This is a genomic window from Paenibacillus sp. FSL M7-0802 (genome assembly GCF_038004945.1).
In the GTDB taxonomy this organism is placed as follows: Bacteria; Bacillota; Bacilli; order Paenibacillales; family Paenibacillaceae; genus Paenibacillus; species Paenibacillus polymyxa_B.
On record NZ_JBBOSD010000001.1, the window covers coordinates 4,627,284 to 4,647,214 of the forward strand.

The 19,931-nt window shown below is 48.5% G+C and carries 10 protein-coding genes; 9 read left to right on the top strand and 1 reads right to left on the bottom strand.

The features are described from left to right. Positions 1–14: 14 nt before the first annotated feature. Entirely contained in the window at positions 15–2,762 is a 2,748-nt protein-coding gene (locus MHB54_RS21265) for an endo-beta-N-acetylglucosaminidase (RefSeq protein WP_076157370.1), read from the bottom strand. A 190-nt stretch (positions 2,763–2,952) separates the two neighbouring features. Here MHB54_RS21265 and MHB54_RS21270 point away from each other — a divergent pair, with 190 nt between their 5' ends. From MHB54_RS21270 to MHB54_RS21310, 9 genes are all read left to right on the top strand, one after another. Next, entirely contained in the window at positions 2,953–4,797 is a 1,845-nt protein-coding gene (locus tag MHB54_RS21270) for a sensor histidine kinase (protein ID WP_069081140.1), read from the top strand. After that, on the top strand, positions 4,790–6,313 hold the full coding sequence (locus MHB54_RS21275; protein ID WP_340981943.1) for a response regulator transcription factor: 1,524 nt from the start codon (positions 4,790–4,792) through the stop codon (positions 6,311–6,313). Before MHB54_RS21270 ends, MHB54_RS21275 begins: the two co-directional genes overlap by 8 nt. Before the next feature lie 187 nt (positions 6,314–6,500). Next, entirely contained in the window at positions 6,501–7,979 is a 1,479-nt protein-coding gene (locus tag MHB54_RS21280; protein ID WP_340981945.1) for an ABC transporter substrate-binding protein, read from the top strand. A gap of 111 nt (positions 7,980–8,090) precedes the next feature. Next, a complete protein-coding gene (locus tag MHB54_RS21285) occupies positions 8,091–9,020 on the top strand; it encodes an ABC transporter permease (RefSeq protein ID WP_069081138.1) in 930 nt (309 codons plus the stop codon). Between the two features lie 23 nt (positions 9,021–9,043). Continuing rightward, positions 9,044–9,964, top strand: coding sequence for a carbohydrate ABC transporter permease (locus tag MHB54_RS21290; RefSeq protein ID WP_028542304.1), 921 nt, complete (start codon positions 9,044–9,046; stop codon positions 9,962–9,964). 22 nt (positions 9,965–9,986) lie between these two features. After that, complete coding sequence (locus MHB54_RS21295; protein WP_069081181.1) at positions 9,987–12,290, top strand: glycoside hydrolase family 3 N-terminal domain-containing protein; 2,304 nt, start codon at positions 9,987–9,989, stop codon at positions 12,288–12,290. Beyond that, positions 12,290–15,403, top strand: coding sequence for an alpha-mannosidase (locus MHB54_RS21300; protein WP_069081137.1), 3,114 nt, complete (start codon positions 12,290–12,292; stop codon positions 15,401–15,403). Before MHB54_RS21295 ends, MHB54_RS21300 begins: the two co-directional genes overlap by 1 nt. Positions 15,404–15,429: 26 nt before the next feature. Further along, a complete protein-coding gene (locus tag MHB54_RS21305; RefSeq protein WP_069081136.1) occupies positions 15,430–16,749 on the top strand; it encodes a glycoside hydrolase family 125 protein in 1,320 nt (439 codons plus the stop codon). After that, a complete protein-coding gene (locus tag MHB54_RS21310; RefSeq protein ID WP_076157354.1) occupies positions 16,746–19,901 on the top strand; it encodes a beta-galactosidase in 3,156 nt (1,051 codons plus the stop codon). The genes MHB54_RS21305 and MHB54_RS21310 overlap by 4 nt, the downstream gene beginning before the upstream one ends. Positions 19,902–19,931 lie beyond the last annotated feature (30 nt).

The following is a 19,931-nucleotide window of genomic DNA, read 5'->3' on the forward strand; positions in this document are numbered from 1 at the left end:
ATTCTTGCACAAAGCTATCTTACATATGTTGTGGCCTGATTGCCGGCATAATCTTCAAGCACGATCTTTAGCGAGCTGGTACGAGAAGTAGGGGTAAAAGTCAGTTCACTTAATTTTGTTCTTCCCCGGACAATGTAAGGAAACTTTTTCGATACATAAGTTACGCCAAATTGCTTGGGCACATCGTTTTCGTATACATATAAACGATGCCAGTCCTTCAAGGTTGGTAGAGCAAGCGTATACGTTGACCCAGTGACCGTCACATTCTCTTCTACATAAGGCTCTATCGTCGTGTCTGCGAGATACCCAGTGTATGCTACAGGTTCATGATTGCCGATAGCGATACGTAGTGTGTAGCTATCACCGTTTGTGGGCAGATCGGTAAACGTAGCCGTTTCAGCGCTATTGTCCGCCGTAATGGTTTTATGGAATACGGTGTCCGTATAGTCGGTGATCAAGGTCAATTTAACCGTTCCGTCCGCTTCAGAGGGATTTTTCCACGTTACTGTAGCCTCACCGTTTTCTTGAGTCTCCACCTTAATATGACTGACGGCAGCATTCAGATCGTAGCTTAATCGAGCCGGTTCGCTTTCCGTTCCATCAGCCCCAACTGCAGTAAGCATTAATTCACCGGATTTATGGTTTAGGGATTTAATATAATAGGATGAGTCATAAATTCCGCCGATATAGGAGCCGTTCTCATACAGATTGTATTGTTTAACTTTGGAGTAATCCTCAAGGTCCCAGGCTACGAGCATTTCGTTCGTATCGGTCAGTGCCTTGGTGATTTTGAATCCCGTCGGCGCGGCTGGTTTCAGGACAGAATGGTCTGTTATCTTGATTTGGCCGATATTCATCTGATAGTTTTTGATTGTTTTATTCGCGTTATCAAAAGATAAACCGAAAGCTACAATTGTTTCTCCTTTATAGGCACTCAAATCCAGATTGTGGCTTACCCAGCCCGTGGTTTGTTTACCAGAGTTAGGGATGCTGACTTTTACGACTTGGCCGGGGTTATCTTTGAAAATAAGTCCGATACTCAGCACCGAGCTGTCATCGGAGGAAGGCTTATTGTACGTGATGGACAAGTTTGAATTCTTATTTACCGACAGATCCGTTTTATACAGGCGTAAAAAGTTATCTGAATTCAGCTCTCCGTTAACGACGAGGGAGCTGCCACCCTGATAAGCGCCCACAGGCTGATAGGTAAACCGAGTGCCTTTGGTATAATTCGGACCATAGTCATAGTCAACCGAGAGCGGTTTACCTTTGGTATCGAGCCACCATTGCCAAGTTACCGGGATATCCTGAATATTGATGTTGGACCATTCCTTGGGATTGGAGATGACTCCATTCACGACATACTGCAAGCCATGTCCGGTATTGAAGCTGGTATTAAAATGGGAGCCACGGATGACAGAACGTTCGGCGATATATGCCGCGATACCGTCCCAGTTTGCGCCCGAAGCTTTTACATCGGACAAATCTACACTTGGGTTTCTTTGTGCACGGACGGGATTCTGATTCGGACCTGACCACCAGACACGGTCGCGGATAAAGGTCATCCATTGATACGCATTGTCAGCTCTGCGATTGGTGTCCTGTCCGCCAAACTCTTCATCCAGCGCATTATGTGTGAAATCTGCTCCCAACGTCGCGATACTGTTCATTGGCTGCCCGTTATCACCGATATTCAGACGAAGATCGTATTTTTGCTTCCATCTGCCAAAGTCACCGTTCCCGCCCTCAATCCCAGCAAAAACGGTTTTAAGAGAGTCCAGACCCAATTGCTTGGCATGGTCGCGGGAGCTTTTCAGCTTCGCTTTGTCCCACCAATAATTGAGAAAAATAGAATCGGACACCTGTCCGTATTGCTTGTCTTTGACAAACGGGCTGTTCACGGCATTAAACTCATTTTGATAAGCAATTTTACCGGTTTCGTTTACGGTGGAGTCGTACCATTGCACATACATGCCCTGATCTCGCAAGTATTTCATAAACTGCTTGTAACGGGGGATGTCCTCTGTAGCTACGCCTTTTGAAGCTTCCTCCTGGTTGATGAAGTAGCCGTCATAGCCATAATATTTCGCCATTTCGATCAATTTTTTGGCTACCGGAAATCCACCCTGAGTATCCTGTACGAGCATTTGCTTATACGTTTGCGGTCCACGGTCATTATCCGAGAAAAAAATGCAGGCGATGGAGAGAACGCCGTTTTTGTGCGCCGCATTTGTATAACCCGGATTTGGAATGTTCAGAATGCCGAACTCGAACCATTTTTCCGTCCAATCCTTTTGGGGATCGTATAGCTCTTCGGGTACACGGGCGGTAGGCATGCCGTGCCAATAGCCGTAATAGTCGGTATACTGCCAATAGTTAAACAAGTATTGACTGAATTTATTGGTATAGGAATAGCTATCAAAAAAAGCGTTTCCATAATCGCCGCTAAGTGTAAACATTTGCGTGTCAGGGCTTAAAGCAGGTTGGGCCTGTGTAGCGGCGAAGGAGCTGTTACGTTGTTGCAGAGGGACGCGAGCGCGAAGCATATCTCCATAGACATCTTTGGTAGGAGTCCAGTCCAAAATATGTGAGCTGGCGTATCCGTGCTGATAAGGCTGATTCGGCCCTTTGGCGCTTTCTCCTTCATATGGGAGGGTATCGCCTGCATAAACGGATGGAGAGAGGGTTTGACTTAACAGGACAGAAGTCAAAACCAGCGCAGTCCATTTTAAAGCGAACTTGTGAACCTTGTTACGTTTCATAGCTCATCCCCCTAACGAGTATTTATCCCCCTAAAGATAATCAATAAAACGGTTTTTACATAGAGGCTAAATTAAAGATATGGCGTTTAAATTAAAGAAAATCCTCATTTTCATGAATGCGCTTACTTATATCCAGCGAAGGACATGGTATACTTTATTTACGCATGAACGATCCTGGAGGGCTTATACGATGAAAAGGGGCAATAGATACACAGCTTATTTTAAAAACAACATGTTCCTGAGGATACTATTGTTGTTCTCCTGTATTGCCATTTTGTCAATTATTACGATTGCATATGTCACGTATATATCCATTTCGCAATCCATGGTTCGACGGGAACTGGATACCCAGAAAGCAGCGATGGAGAGTGTTGACCGCTATATCCATCTCCGGCATGAATCCGTTCAGAACATGGTGCGGGATATGTACCGGAATGAGGCGCTCTCGATGAACGTTTCTTTTTTTATGGACCACGCGTATTCCGAATATGTACAGCACCGCATGGACGAAACGTACATGGAGAGTCATGATTATTCAACAGATGTGCTCACCTATTTTAAAAATTGGCTGGATGAAAATAGCGATATTAACAATTTGATATTGTACAGTGCCGACCAGCAATATTTGTCCACCTTCAATGAGAGCAAGCAATTCAAGCAATTCCCGGTGCATGCGGCGCGTTCCTTTGTACCGGATGTGATGGCTGCCGAAAGCAAAAGCGTCTCTGCTCCGAATTACTGGATTCGGAAGGCGATCGATCAGTGGAGCCCCTCGTTATATTCGTTACAAGTCCCCATTAACAATAAGCAAACACTCAAAAATACCGGTCAGCTTCTGGTGTTTCTAAATTCCAAAAGTATCTCCAATGCACTTTCCAGCTACGGGAACAACCTAAAGGGCGAAATTATCGTTCTGTCCACCCATGGAACGGTTCTGTTCGATTCAAGGAGTAACTATTACGGGAAAACGTATCCTTATGTCGAAGTGACCCGATCATTATATGACGATGTGGATTCCGATGCCGGGATCATTCAGGCGAAGCAAAATATGTACATCAACAAGCTGATTTCTCCGGACGAAGGATATGTCGTGATTGGGGCAGTCCCCAATGAGGAAATGGCTCAATCGTACCGGGGTATCCGTAATACGATTTTGACAATCAGTGTCGTTTGTATTCTGTTTGCTGTGCTGTTCCCTGCCTTTTTCGTCATTAACTTTGCTAAACGAACGAATCGGATTATTAAATTCACTCGTCAGGTGAAAAATGGCGATCTTACAGCTCGTATCCAAGACCCCCAAGAGGATGAGCTGGGACAAATCTCTCGAAGCTTCAACGATATGCTGGACGATCTTAATCTATATATTGAACGGGTGTATAAAGCAGAGATCAAGCAAAAGCAAACGGAGCTTGTTGCCTTGCAGGCACGTATTCATCCACATTTTTTGTATAACACGCTTGAAGTGATACGTATGAGGGCGATTTCCCAGGGAGCCAAGGATGTAGGAGAAATGATCTATAGCTTATCGGTATTGTTCAAAAGCCTGGTTCAGCAGAAAAAAATATACACGCTTAAAGATGAATTGGAGGCTTGCAGATTATATCTTGAGTTGTTCAGAATACGCTACAAGGAAAGGTTCAATTACACGATTACGGTCGACCCCGAGTTGTATACTCGTTCTGTCATGAAGCTGATGCTTCAACCCATTATTGAGAATTATATTGTTCATGGTATCCAAAGCGACCGGAATGATAATGTGCTGACCATTGAAGTGAGTGAAACGGGGGAGGTTCTGCTGGTTGAGATCCGTGACAATGGGAAGGGCATTGAAGGGGAGCGTTTGAAACAGATTCTGGAGGAACTGGAACGCCAGGAAGAAGACGGACAAATGTTTGGACTACGCAGTGTGCACACCCGACTTCGGTTTTTACACGGAGCCGATTCCGGGATTGAACTGGAGAGCCGCAGCGGCGAGGGAACGACGATTCGGGTACGATGCCCTAACAGGGAAGGGATGGATGCCATATATGTATAAAGTATTTATTGTAGACGATGAGCCTTTTATCATTGAGGGATTATACGATATTGTGGATTGGACCTCTTTTGGGCTAGAAATTGTCGGACATGCGGAAAATGGATCTTTAGCGCTGGAAGCGCTGGCCTCCAGACCCGTGGACGTACTGATTACGGACATTTCTATGCCGACGATGGATGGTCTCAGGCTGATTCATGAGGCGAGAAAGCTGTATGCTGACTTGAAGGCGATTGTGTTGAGTGGATTTAATGAATTTGATTACTTGAAGGAAGGCATGAAGCTGGGCATCGAAAATTACCTTTTGAAGCCGATTAATGTGGAGGAACTGGAATCCACTTTATGCAATACAATGGAGAAGTTGGACAGGTCCCGGTTGGATCAACAATATGAGACGTTTGGGGTGCAAGTTCTCAAGGAAAATACGTTGTACCGTTGGCTGACAGGACAGATTGCGCCTACAGAATTCCAGGAACGTGCTGAATTGATAGGTTTTTCGTTAAATATCCCCTTCATGGAGGTAGCTGTGTTACGGACGGAAGGGAATTCGGCAGGAATGCATCAACAGTTAAGGCAGTACATTCAACACCAGCCCGATTTAACATTGTTTCGCGATGTTGATGCGGTTAGTGTAATCATTGCCGCACTACCGAATTATGAAGAGGGCAGACAGGACTTGTTAACGCTGTTGGAGGATTTTTCTGTTCAGTGGTCGACGGACGGGGAAGAAACGGTGTATATCGGGATAGGCAGCGCCGGTTCGCTTGCTGCAGCTCCACGCAGCTATAATGAAGCTAAAAAATCTTTGGAATATTTTATGATATATAATGACCGCCGGATCATTGACTATACAATGCTGGAGGAGAGCGAGGGCAACGCTGGTGAGACTTGTTCCATCGACTGGAAGGATTATGTGAAGCTGATTATAGCAAGAGACCTAGATGCGCTTACCGCACGAATTCAGAGTGATTTTGAGCAGCTTCAGCATCTTGAAAGTGTTACCCCGGATGAATTGCGGAATATGGCGCTGGAGCTGGTGATCCGGTTCAAGATGGAGCTGGAGAGCATCAAGCATTCCAATGAGTCGGAACGGTTTCAGCAGGGGCTTCACCAGATAAAATGCTGTACGACATTGGCAGAGCTGGTGAGTGCGCTTCAGCATGTGGCGACAGAGACGGTGAATTCACTGCTGCAAGATATGAAAAACCCTATCGTAAGTCAGGTGCTGTCCTATATCCATGTTCATTATGCCAAGGAGCTATCATTAAAAATATTAGGATACCAGTACCACCTTCATCCCGTTTATCTCGGTCAGTTGTTTCATAAGGAAACGGGCGAAACCTTTGCTGAATATATCAATCAGTACCGGATTAAAAAAGCCAAGGAACAGCTTAAAAATACCAATCTCAAGGTACACGAAATTGCGCGGAACGTGGGGTATTGGGAGACGGGATATTTTTATAAGCAGTTCAGAAAATATGTGGGCATTTCCCCGACAGACTATAAAGGATTGGGATAAATACCAGGTGTACATGGATTTTTTTAATTTGTACCTTGGTTTATTAAGTTTATCTTCTTTATGAAAGTGCTTACATTAGTTAAGGTTAACGTAGTTGCTTCATAAATGAGGATTTTGCAAAAATCCCATAAGCGACTTCCAATGAACAAGATAGGGTCAAATTCCAATTCATAAGGGAGGATCATACATGGGTAAAAGCAAAAGAAGCTACTCGCTTGTTCTCGTGATGTGTATGGTGTTGACGCTCGTTCTCAGTGCTTGTGGAGGAAGCAGCGGTGGCGGGGAAACGACGAATGGAGGAGCGGAAAAACCGGTAGAACTGATCTGGTACACCATTGGTACGCCTCAAAAAGATGTAGATCGGGTGATGGAAGAGGTTAGCAAGTATACCCAAAAGAAAATAAACGCCACGATTAGAATGAAAATGGTCGATTGGGGAGACTACCCGCAAAAAATGCAGGTGAACGTGGCTTCGGGAGAGCCCATGGATATTGTATTTACGGCTTCCGGTGGCTTTGATTATGTGCAAAATGCCAGAAAGGGCGCATTCATGGAACTGGACGACTTGCTTGACAAGTACGGCCAGGATCTTAAAAAGACGATTGACCCTGCGTTTCTGGAAGGCTCTAAGGTGGATGGACATCATTATGGCATTCCTGCCAATAAGGAGCTTCCACAGCAAGAGGTATGGCGGTTCAATAACAAATTGCTGACCCAATACAAGCTGTACCTTTCAAATGTCCGCTCATTGGATAGCCTGGAGCCTCTGCTCAAAACGATTAAAGAAAACGAGCCTGGCGTAACTGCATTCGGCATGGACAAAAACTATGTTCCCTATGTTTCATATGACTATATCATTCAAAACCTGCCGATGGCTGTCAAACTGGATACCACGGATTATAAGATCGTAAACATCTTGGAAACGCCTGAAATGAAGCAGGCGCTGAAGACGATGCATAAGTATTACAAGGCCGGATACGTATCACCGGAAGCTGCAACCACAGGCTCGACCAATGATTTAACTACGTCCGGGAACTGGTTTCTGGATCGTGCGCAAACTCAACCGCTGGCCGATAACCTGTGGTCTGCAAGCTACGGTTATCCAGTGATATCGACACCTGCCAGCGATCCAATTGTGACCAATACGTCTGTACAGGGCTCCATTATGGCGATCTCGGCAAACTCGGCAAACCCTGAAAAGGCGATGCAGTTCCTGAACCTGCTGAATACAGATCCGGTATTACGCAATATGGTTGACTCCGGTATTGAAGGAGTGCATTACAAAAAAACAGATGGCCAGTATATCGAAAATCTGGCTAATTCCAAAAACTATGATATGCCTTCGTATTCACTCGGCAACAATATGCTGTTGTATCTGAATCCGAATGATCCGGCTGATAAATGGGAGCAATTCAAGAAGTTCAATTCGGAAGGAAAAAACTCTCCAATCCTAAGCTTCAACTTTGACAGCAGTAAAGTATCTGCGGAGATGGCAGCCGTTCAGAACGTCAAAGAGCAATTTTGGGCTTCGCTGATGACAGGTACGCTGGACCCGGAAACGAATCTCCCGAAAGTGATTGAAAAATTCAAGCAGGCTGGTCTGGATAAGGTGATGGTGGAAGCGCAATCCCAGCTTGATGCCTGGAAGGAAAAAAACAGCAAATAATATTTTAATTCGTGAAATATAGGAGAGATCGGGCGGGTGTAAGTTACGCCCGGTCTTTTTCCAATAGCTATTTTAGCTGCTTTTCTCATAACAGATTGGGAGGGGATACCTATGGCCGCATTTTTCAAAAATGTGATTAGAAACAAAGTTATGCTGTTCATGGTGCTACCCGGCGCTATCTGGTTCTTCTTCTTTTCATATCTGCCGCTGGTCGGGACAGTGGCTGCTTTCAAGCAATATCGTTTTAACAGGGAAGGATTCTGGGCCAGTATTTATACGAGCAAGTGGGTGGGTTGGGATAACTTCAAGTTTCTGTTCAATAACAACGATGCCTATGTCATCACGCGAAATACCCTTTTGTATAACCTGGTCTTTATTATTCTCGGACTTGTGTTTTCGGTAGCTATGGCTATTCTGCTCTCCGAACTGATTAATAAACGATTGGCGAAGCTGTACCAGACAGGCATGTTTCTCCCGTATTTCCTGTCATGGGTCATTGTGGGCTACTTTGCCTTCAGCTTTCTGAGCATGGATCGGGGGATGCTGAATCAAATTCTCGCAGGGTTTGGCATCGAGCCGGTTCAGTGGTATTCGGAGGCTGCTTATTGGCCGTATATCTTGATTCTAGTCAGTCTATGGAAGGCGATTGGATATAACAGTGTCGTTTATCTGGCTTCGATTTTGGGGATCGACAAATCCTTGTATGAAGCAGCCATGATAGATGGAGCCAGCAAATGGCAGCAAATTCGTAATGTGACGCTCCCTTTGCTCTCGCCAATCATTATCATAATGACGCTGCTTGCGGTTGGTCGGATTTTTTATGCGGATTTTGGTTTGTTCTATCAGGTTCCAAGAGATTCGGGCACCTTGTATTCGGTAACGAACGTCATCGACACCTATGTATATCGCGGGTTGAAAACGACAGGGGAAATTGGGATGAGCACAGCCGCAGGTTTGTATCAGTCGGTGGTTGGCTTCGTTCTCGTCATCCTATCCAATCATGTTGTGCGAAAAATAGATAAAGACAGCGCTTTGTTCTAAAAAAGAGGAGAGGGGTGTGGACTGTGGCTTCTGGAAAAGAAAGAAAAAAACGAGATTTCCATCATATTTCACGGGGCTGGAATGTTGTTCTGAATGTGGTAGCAGGGGTGTTCGCGTTCTTGTGTGTATTTCCCTTTTTATTCGTCGTCATTATTTCCCTAACCGATGAGAAAACGCTGGCGCGGGACGGATATCGGTTACTCCCGTCCCAATGGAGTCTGGAGGCTTATCGTTTCATATTTCGTACCAGTGATACGCTACTGCGCTCCTATGGGGTGACGATTGCTGTAACGGTCATCGGTACGGTGATCAGTCTCATTCTTATTTCATTATATGCGTATGCTATTTCACGAAAGAGCTTCCGTTATAGAAGATTTTTTTCGGTTTTTGCAATTTTAACCATGCTCTTTAATGGCGGAATGATCCCGACCTATATGGTCGTTTCCCAATTGCTCGGGCTTAAGGATACGATTTGGGCTTTGATTTTACCGCTGGCTATGAATGCCTTTTATATTATGATCCTGCGCACATTCTATAGCACCAGCGTGCCAGATGCCATCGTCGAATCAGCCAAAATAGATGGGGCAGGCGAGTTTTACACCTTTTTAAAAATGGTGCTTCCGCTCTCTCTGCCTGGACTTGCGACCATTGGTTTATTCAGCACGCTTGGTTACTGGAACGACTGGTTTAATGCCCTGTTGTATATTGACAATCCCAATCTGGTGCCACTTCAGTCCATGCTGATGCGGATTGAATCCAGCATTCAGTTCATCCAGCAAAATTCGCAGAATAGCTCTATGAGCCTGGCTGCGCTTCAATCCATTCCGCAGGATACTTCACGAATGGCGATGGTAGTACTGGCGACGCTACCTATTATATTCGCTTATCCATTTTTCCAGCGTTATTTTGTGCAGGGGCTTACGGTTGGGGCTGTGAAGGAATAACAGGGGAGGAGAGGGCATGACCATGTTGATTTATAAAGATAAAAGCAAACCGATCGAAGAACGGGTGGAGCACTTAATCGGTTTGATGACAATAGAGGAAAAGGTGGGACAGCTTGTGCAGCCCTTTGGCTGGCAAGTGTATGAGCACACAGATGGGGGATTGTCCCTACATCATGATTTCAAGCAGCAGGTGCAAAATGGGGGAGTCGGTTCCTTATACGGGGTACTTCGCGCTGATCCGTGGACCGGGGTGACCTTGGAGAATGGCTTATCTGCCAAGCAAGGGGCGAAGGCTGTGAACTTGATCCAACGCTATGCAGTAGAGCATTCCCGGCTTGGCATCCCGATACTGATCGGTGAGGAATGCTCTCATGGGCATATGGCGATTGACGGCACTGTGTTTCCGGTTCCGCTGTCCATCGGCAGCACATGGAATGTCGATCTGTACCGCGATATGTGCCGTGCGGTTGCGAGTGAAACCCGCGCTCAGGGTGGGGCGGTCACGTACTCGCCCGTGCTTGATGTTGTGCGTGATCCGCGCTGGGGACGCACAGAGGAATGCTTCGGCGAAGATCCTTATCTCATCGGTGAATTTGCTGTTGCCGCAGTGGAGGGGCTTCAGGGGAAAAGCTTACTCAGCGAACATAGCGTAGCTGCCACATTAAAGCATTTTGCAGGCTATGGCAGCTCGGAAGGCGGACGTAACGCCGGACCTGTGCATATGGGCTGGCGCGAGCTTTTGGAGGTGGATCTGTATCCATTTCAAAAAGCGGTGGAAGCAGGGGCGCAATCTGTTATGCCAGCCTATAACGAAATCGATGGGGTCCCGTGTACAGTGAATGCTGAGCTATTGGACGATATTCTTCGTCAGGCGTGGGGATTTGACGGTGTGATCATTACGGACTGTGGCGCGATTGAAATGTTGGCGAGCGGGCACGATGTGGCCGAGGATGGATTGGATGCCGCTGTGCAGGCGATTCGCACAGGGATTGATATGGAAATGTCCGGCGAAATGTTCGGAAGTCATCTGGCCGAGGCGGTTCGCGTTGGCAAGCTGGAGACGAGTGTGCTGGATCGGGCGGTTCGCAGGGTGCTCACGCTAAAATTCAGGCTGGGTCTGTTTGACAAACCGTATGTGGATGCGGAACGAGCAGAGCAGGTGATTGGTCAGGCGGAGCATATTCGGTTGGCTCGTCAGATTGCGACAGAAGGGATTGTGCTGCTCAAAAACGTCGATGGAACGCTCCCCCTGCCGAAAACCTCCAAGCGTATTGCGGTCATCGGCCCGAATGCGGATCAGGTCTACAATCAGTTGGGAGATTATACATCACCGCAGCCTAGATCCCGCGTGATAACTGTACTTGATGGTATCCGTGGCAAGCTGGGCAAGGATCAGGTTAGCGTTCTGTACGCACCTGGCTGCCGGATCAAGGGAGAATCCCGGGAAGGCTTTGAAAATGCACTGGCATGTGCGGCTGAGGCCGATACAGTGGTGATGGTGGTTGGAGGATCCAGCGCCCGCGATTTCGGGGAAGGGACGATTGATCTTAAAACCGGCGCATCGAAGGTATCGGATCACGATTGGAACGACATGGAATGCGGCGAAGGCATCGACCGGATGACGTTGGGGCTTGCGGGGGTACAACTCCAACTCATGCAGGAAGTCTACAGGCTGGGAAAGGAACTTGTCGTCGTTTATATGAACGGGCGACCGATTGCTGAGCCGTGGGTGGAGCAGCATGCGCACGCCATTGTGGAAGCATGGTATCCCGGTCAGGAGGGGGGACATGCAATCGCGGATATTTTATTTGGGGATGTAAATCCTTCGGGACGTTTGACCCTCTCCATCCCTAAGCATGTCGGCCAGTTGCCGGTATATTACAATGGCAAGCGTTCCCGGGGCAAGCGGTATCTGGAGGACGATTCCGAGCCTTGCTATCCGTTTGGCTACGGTCTCAGCTACACGACATTTAGCTATGAAAGGCTTACATTAAGCACCAACTCGATCCGAGCGGACGAATCCGTTACGGTTACAGTCGATGTAACCAACACGGGTGAACGGGAAGGAGCTGAGGTAGTACAGCTTTATATCTCGGACACGGTGAGTTTGGTGACCCGCCCAATCAGGGAGCTCAAGGGCTTTTGCAAAGTTGTATTAAAGCCGGGAGAAACACGGACGGTTGAGTTTGTTGTAGGCTCCGACAAGCTGCAATATATAGGGCGTGATCTACAGCCGGTCGTTGAGGCAGGGCGATTTTCTATTCAAGTAGGCAGGCACTCCAAAGATACCCTGTGTGCCGAGTTGATCGTACGGGAGGATGAATAATGGAGCGTATCAAACGCCTGATTCGGGAATTGTCGGAATGCCAATGGCTGGAGAAGCTGGATTTGCGAAGCTGGAACATTACACGCTCCACTTACCAAACACCAGGTCAATACGAAGACGACGCACCTTTATCGGAAGGACTGGACCTCAAGCGATTCCCCAGCAGTCAGGGGACGACTTATTTTTTTCAAACGCAGTTGGATGTACCGACAGCGTGGTTGAGAAAACCTTTTGGATTGGTGTTTGAGTCCGGGGGAGAAGGATTGCTGCGGGTCAATGGTGCTGCCTATCACGGGCTTGATCGCAATCATACCTATGTCACGCTTAATCCGCAGGTCATCGGGCCTTCACCGGTATTGGATATAGAACTGTTTGATCCTGTACCCGAACCCGTTGATCCACTTAATCGGCAGGCTGTCATTCAACCTCCGATTTCTTCTATTACAAGCTATCTTGTACGGCTAAACAAGCCCGTGCAGAGTCTGATGTATACCGTTACCGTTATTAGCGAAGCCGCTCTACTGCTGCCTGAGGGCGATATCCGCAGAATACGCCTGCTGAAAGCTCTGTATGGGGTGATGGATTGCTTTGCGAATTTGGAGGAAGACGCCATTCGAGAAGGGGGAGCGATCTCAGCGACAGAAAAGGAGCTCATTCAGCAAGTTCAGGAGATCGGTGGGAATGCGCAAGGTTTGGAGCACATGGTAGGACAGTCGCACATTGACATTGCCTGGCTGTGGCCGATGCGCGAGACCGTACGGAAAACAAGCCGAACCTTCTCAACGGTGGATGCGCTGATGGATGAATACCCGGCATATCAATATGCACAGAGCCAGCCGCTGCTGTTCTCTTTTGTAAAAGAAAATGATCCAGAGCTGTATGAACGGGTCAAAGCGAGAGTCGCCGAAGGACGGTGGGAGCTGGTTGGGGGGATGTGGGTAGAGCCTGATTTGAACCTGCCCAGTGGCGAATCACTCATCCGCCAAATGCTGTATGGTCAGCGTTTTTACCAACAGGAATTCGGCAAAACCTCTCATATCGAATGGCTACCGGATACGTTCGGCTACTGTGCGTCCCTGCCGCAGATTTTAAAGCATGGGAAGATAGACTATTTTATGACGACCAAGCTCGGCTGGAATGATACGAATGTGTTTCCTTACGATTTGTTCCACTGGGTGGGCATCGATGGTACTTCGATGTTGTCCTACCTCAATCATGGCGTGAATGAAAATACACGGCCACAGGACATTCATGACCATTGGCAGTCCTATCGTGAAAAATCGGCTCATCCTGAGCACATGTTGCTCTATGGACATGGAGACGGCGGCGGTGGAGTTACGCGTGAAATGCTGGAATATATAGAGCGTTCTCCGCTAATGGTGGGACTGCCTGCGAGTCGGTTCAGCACGGCGGGGCAGTTTTTCGCAGGCATAGATCAGGCGCATCCGAAGCTTCCCCAATGGCATGGTGACTTGTACCTTGAGTTGCACCGGGGAACCTACACGACCCATGCTCGCAACAAACGTAATAACCGGAAAGCGGAGGGAGTCTACCGCGAGGCAGAGCTATGGAGCACGCTGGCATTACCAAAGCTGGAGCCGAAGCAGGTGCAGGACATCTGTTCGGCATTGCATGAGGGCTGGAAGCTGATTTTGTTGAATCAGTTCCACGATATTATCCCCGGCTCTGCGATTACCGAGGTTTACGGCACTTCGGATAAGGAGTATCAGCAAATTTTCGAATGGGGACATGTCGGGCTTCAACAGGGGATTACGACGCTGGCGGCTCAAGTGAACACGGAAGGCTCGAGAACAGGAATGCCGTATCTTGTGTTTAACAGCCTGGGCTGGAGCCGTAGTGCCGTGATCCATATTGCTACGGAATCGGCAAAGGGATTGTATGCCTACCACTACGCTAATGATGAAGCCGAGCGGCTGGACATCGATATGGAGGAAGGCGGCATTTCGGTCCGTATTCCGGATGTTCCTGCACTGGGCTACAAAACGATTTGGTTGGAGCGAGAACAGGCTCAAACAGGTGAGAAGCCCGAGCTAGATGTGATATCTGGATCGCTGGGGGATATCTGGGAGACGGGATTTTATAAGGTGCAATTTAATGAGCGGGGCGAAATGATTCGTCTGCTGGATAAAGCGGCAAACCGTGAAATCTTGAAGCACGGGGCACGGGCAAACCGTTTTCATTTTTTCCATGACCGTCCGACCTTGTGGGATGCATGGGACTTGGATGACCGCTATGAGGAACAGGTAGCAGGAGAAGCCGAGTTGCTGGAAAAACAAGTAGTGCTCCAGGGGAAAACGAAGGATGTGCTGCGCTTCCGATGGCGAATCCATCAATCTGAAATGACACAGGATGTGATTTTTTATCATCATGAGCGGCGAATTGATTTCAGGACGCATGTGAGCTGGAATGAAGCGCACAAGTTGCTAAAGGTAGGCTTTCCTATAGATGTGGTTACGGACAAGGCGACATATGAAATTCCTTTTGGTGCTTTGGAGCGGCCGACCCATCGGAATACGAGCTGGGAGCAGGCGCAGTATGAAGTGTGTGGACACCGATTTGCGGATGTTTCCGAGCACGGGTATGGCGTGAGTCTGCTCAATGATTGCAAATATGGCTACGACATTCAAGACAGCACCATCCGTCTGTCTCTGCTGCGTGCACCCAAATGGCCGGATAAAGATGCCGATCTGGGCGAGCACGATTTTACGTATTCGCTATATCCGCATGTGGGAGACTGGCGCAGCGCCCATACCTTGCGTCATGCGGCTGAGCTGAACCAAGATATGCCTGTTGTGCAACAGCAAAAGCGCAGCACTGGAGTGCTGCCGAGCAGCGGATCGTTCATTAACTTTGATAGCCGTCACGTTGTGCTGGATACGATCAAGCCGGCCGAAGATGGACTGGGGACGATTCTTCGTTTGTACGAATCTTCTGGGGGACGGGAAACGATCAAGTTGATCTGGCCTTACACGTTCAACGCAGCCTACGTGTCGAATGCGCTGGAGGAACCCCTTCAGCCGCTTGAGCTGGAAGGTAGCTGTCTCACATTGTCTTTTACACCTTATGAAATTAAAACGATACGCTTGCAATAGATATTGATAAAGGAGCGAAAAAGCTATTGGAACAATTCAGACTTCCCAAAATACCGATGCCCGACCTTGACTTGCCGCAGGCTGTTCAGGACGTACTTAAGGAAGCGGAGCAAGCACTGGCTCACAGGCCGAAGCTGCTGAAGCTGTTTAAAAACTGTTTTCCGAATTCGCTGGAGACGACGACCAAACTAATGGATGATGGGACAACGTTTCTCATTACAGGTGATATTCCGGCTCTTTGGTTGCGGGATTCCGTAGAGCAGGTCATTCATTATGTGCCGTTAGCCAGGGAGGATGCTGATTTACAGCGTATCATTGGTGGTCTGATCAAGCGCCATATTCATTATGTCCTCATAGACCCGTATGCGAATGCGTTCAATGAGACGGCGAATGACTGGCACTGGAACGCGGCTGATGAGACGGAAATGTCGCCATGGGTGTGGGAACGAAAATTTGAAATCGACTCGCTTTGCTTTGTCATTCGGCTGGCTTATATGTACTGGAAGGAAACGGAGCTTACCGATATTTTTGATTCAAAATTCAAGATGGCTCTGCGTAAAATGGTGGATGTGTTCAAAACGGAGCAGCATCACCAAGAGCAATCTGCGTATCGGTTTACGCGTAATAACGGCATTTTCACCGATTCCTTGCGCAATCTGGGACTCGGTATGCCTGTAAATTATACAGGGATGATTTGGTCGGGCTTCCGTTCCAGTGATGATGCTTGCGATTTCCACTACAATATACCCGGTAATATGTTTGCCGTAGTTGCTCTACGGCAGATGCAGGAGTTTGCGGAGTGGGTATTTCGTGATATGGACTTTCTGAACGAGCTGAAGGAGCTGGAGGCTGAGGTGGAGCACGGTATCCGCTTGTACGGTATTTACCGCCACCCGGTATTCGGGCCTATATATGCTTATGAAACGGACGGATTTGGCAACTACTGCCTGATGGATGACGCAGGTACGCCAGGATTGATGTCCATTCCGTATTTGGGCTATACGACGGCGGACGATCCTATCTATCAAAATACGAGACTCTTCGCTTTAAGTCAGGAGAATCCGTTTTACTATGAAGGCAAGGCGGCTAAAGGCATCGGAAGTCCGCACACTCTGCCGGGTTACATCTGGCATATGTCCCTGTCTATGCAAGGGTTAACGGCCCAGACCACAGAAGAAAAGCTGGAGATGATCCGGATGCTGGAAGCGACCGATGGCGACACCGGATATATGCATGAAGGCTTTCATGCAGATGATCCCACGGTTTATACGAGAAAATGGTTCGCCTGGTCCAACAGTCTGTTTGCCCAGCTTGTGTATAAGGCCATGAAGGATGGCTTGTTATGAATGAATCCATAGTAAACCCATCCATCGTTGTTTTCAGTGAGCAAGGCTTTCCCGCTATAGGGAGCCTGTTGCCAGACGAGGCATTTCAGGGAGTTGCAGACGTGGTGGTCGTACGAGCCGATGAACTGGCTGAAACGCTAAAGCATATGGACAACGGCTGCTTTGTCAATCTGCATGCACCGTACTTCCCCAAGTCCGCCTGGACCGAAATCGTGGCATTTCTCCACAGGGGAGGGGGGCTGCTTAACGTCGGGGGAGCACCCTTTAAGAATCCGGTCCGCGATCCTGCTGATGAGCATGGAGACTGGGTAATTGAGACTGAGCAGACTGCATATCATCAGGAATTGCATATTCATGAGGTGCTGAGAGTAGACGCGTCGAAGGTGACTTCCCTGGTCGCACCAGAGGATATTCCTGTGCTGTGTGGTCAGGAGTCTCTGTTCCAGGTGACGGATACGTGGAATCTCGTTCCACATACGACCAAAAGCAGCGATCTGCCGCACCAAATGGGCTCTGCCGGGCCGATGAATACGCGAATTTATCCTTTGCTCAAGGGAGTAAGTAAGGACGGACGGGACATTGCCGCCCCAGTGGTGCTATGGGAGCATGCCCGAGGTCTGTTTGCCGGCGCACGCTGGATGTTTGTCCAATTGCCGTTGATAGCTTCCTTTTGGGAACAGGATGGGGAGCAGTTGCTTGCCCAATGGGCACGTTTTTGCGCCAAGGGGATGACGGAGCTATCTATCAAGCCAAACTATGCTGCTTATGAGCCTGGGGAACGAGCCGTACTGACACTTCAAACCCAAAGATTGCAGCGAGGAGGAGCCACGCCCAGATATCACGAGATATGGAGCTTTGACCTGACGGTGGAGCAAATATTGGATGATCACAGTCAGCAGGTATGGAGCAAGCGCTTGCAAATTGAAGTTAGCAGAGAACAGGACTTTGTACGTATTCCCCTTTCCTTTTCCATCCTAAGCGGTTTATATCGGGTCATTTGCCGAGCCGAGTCATCGGATGGTGAAGTGCGTATATTGCGACAGGGCTTTTGGGGGCAGGATGCCGAACTGCTGGCTGAAGGACAGATCATCATGCGCAGTCGGGACTATTTTATAAAGGATGGGCGCCCGTTGCCTGTTGTCGGCATGACCTATATGACCTCAGATGTAGCACGGAAGTTTCTGTTTTTGCCCAATGCAGCAATTTGGGACCGGGATATGGCCCAGATGGCCAAAGCGGGCATCAACTGGATTCGTACAGGGGTATGGACGGCTTATCGCAACATGATGCAGATAGACGGGCACGCCTCGGAAGAGGCGCTTCGCGCAATTGATGCTTTTTTGCTGACAGCCAAAAGGCATGGATTGCAGGTGACGTTCACGTTCTTTTCTTTTACACCGGAAACATGGGAAGGGGTTAACCCTTATCTCGATCCGCAAAGCGTGGAAGCACAAAAGCGGTTCATTCGCAGTATTGTCAGCCGTCACACGACTACAACCCATGTAGACTGGGATCTGATTAACGAGCCTTCCATGTTTGATCCGTCGCGCATTTTCGCGGATGGTCCGCGTTCTGCGAGGAACTCATGGGAACAGGAGGCATTCAGCACATGGCTGGGGCAACGGCACGGCAGCATTGAGGGTTTGCAGGAAGCATGGAATATGACGCCACAGCAGCTTCCCTGTTTTGCTTCTGCCACAATTCCCGAGCCGGAGGAGATAAACTTCGACGTTCAGGATATGCATCAGGCCAAAAAGGGAGCCAAGTGGCTGGATTACTGTCTGTTTTCAATGGATATGCACAATCTGTGGGCCGAGCAATTGGCGACTACGATTCGAGAGCTTTGTCCCGGGCATTTGGTAACTGTAGGACAGGACGAGGCAATGGGCGCGCAGCGGCCGTCTCCGTTTTTTTATGAGGCTGTGGTGGATTATACGACGGTGCATTCATGGTGGCTGAATGACCATTTGGTGTGGGACGGTATTTTTGCCAAAACACCAGACAAACCGAATCTCGTGCAGGAAACCGGAATGATGTATGTTGAGACGCCGGATGGTCGAGCCAAGCGTTCAGAGGCGGAGCTGCGCGACATGCTGGAGCGCAAGTATGCGTATGCCTTTTCGACTGGCGGAGCGGGTGCGATTCATTGGATATGGAATACGAACTTTTATATGGATAATGCCAATGAATCTCACATCGGTGCGTTACGTGCGGATGGGACCGAGAAGCCGGAAGCAGAGGTATCTTACGATTTTGGGCGTTTTATGAATGATATTCGCGATCTGTTTACAGACCGAAAACTGGAGGAAACGGCTGTTGTATTCCCGTACTCGAATGATTTCTCCAACCGATCGCTTGCCTTTGATGCCACGACACGGCTTACCCGGGTGATGTCCTATGATCTCAAGCAGCCATTCCGTGCCGTCTCCGAGTATCATCTGGACTCGCTCAAGCGGCAGTTACCGAAACTGATTATGATCCCTAGCGCGCACAATTTCGACAGTACATCGCTGGAACATCTTCTCGAAATGGTGCGCTCCTTCGGTGTGACTTTACTAGTCACCGGACCGTTGGGCCTTGATCCTTACTGGAAAGTGAGCGACCGAGTCGATGATATTATTGGGCAGCGTACGCTGGGGAACGTCCAACGGGAGGAAGTGATGAGTCTGGAGGGTCAAACCTTCCCTGTCTCATTCGGTCAGCGGCGAATTGCTGAGGTGGCTAAGGAGGAACAACTGTCACCAAAAGCGGATGGAGCGATGGGGGATGAAGTCGTGAACCTGCCGCTTGGCAAGGGGCGCTTGATCTGGAGTCCGCTTCCACTGGAGTTGAATGGCAGGGATGAGCCGATTGCTGAGCTATATTGCTACGCCCTCACTGCCGCCGGGGTGGAGCGAGAACTGGAGTGGATAGACGGTGGCGATCAGCCGGGACTATATGGACGTAAGCTGAATTTCGAGAATGGAGGCTTGTATATTTTCGTATCGGAGTTTTCCCGGGATACGCAAGTGCGTGTTCAAGATAAGGCGACTGGATTATCCTACGCTTTTCTGTTGCCAAGGAGCCGTTCTGTCTTGTTTGCTGTGGATCGAGAAGGTCAGTTGCTAGCGGTATATCGTCCCGAGGAAGTGAATATTGAAGTGATGCAGTGAACAATGGCAGGTCAAGATATACGGTGAGGG

Excerpts from the sequence above, each read along its gene's own strand:
- MHB54_RS21265 (WP_076157370.1), bottom strand. The coding sequence starts at position 2,762 with ATGAAACGTAACAAGGTTCACAAGTTCGCTTTAAAATGGACTGCGCTG.
- MHB54_RS21270 (WP_069081140.1), top strand. The coding sequence starts at position 2,953 with ATGAAAAGGGGCAATAGATACACAGCTTATTTTAAAAACAACATGTTC.
- MHB54_RS21275 (WP_340981943.1), top strand. The coding sequence starts at position 4,790 with ATGTATAAAGTATTTATTGTAGACGATGAGCCTTTTATCATTGAGGGA.
- MHB54_RS21280 (WP_340981945.1), top strand. The coding sequence starts at position 6,501 with ATGGGTAAAAGCAAAAGAAGCTACTCGCTTGTTCTCGTGATGTGTATG.
- MHB54_RS21285 (WP_069081138.1), top strand. The coding sequence starts at position 8,091 with ATGGCCGCATTTTTCAAAAATGTGATTAGAAACAAAGTTATGCTGTTC.
- MHB54_RS21295 (WP_069081181.1), top strand. The coding sequence starts at position 9,987 with ATGTTGATTTATAAAGATAAAAGCAAACCGATCGAAGAACGGGTGGAG.
- MHB54_RS21300 (WP_069081137.1), top strand. The coding sequence starts at position 12,290 with ATGGAGCGTATCAAACGCCTGATTCGGGAATTGTCGGAATGCCAATGG.
- MHB54_RS21310 (WP_076157354.1), top strand. The coding sequence starts at position 16,746 with ATGAATGAATCCATAGTAAACCCATCCATCGTTGTTTTCAGTGAGCAA.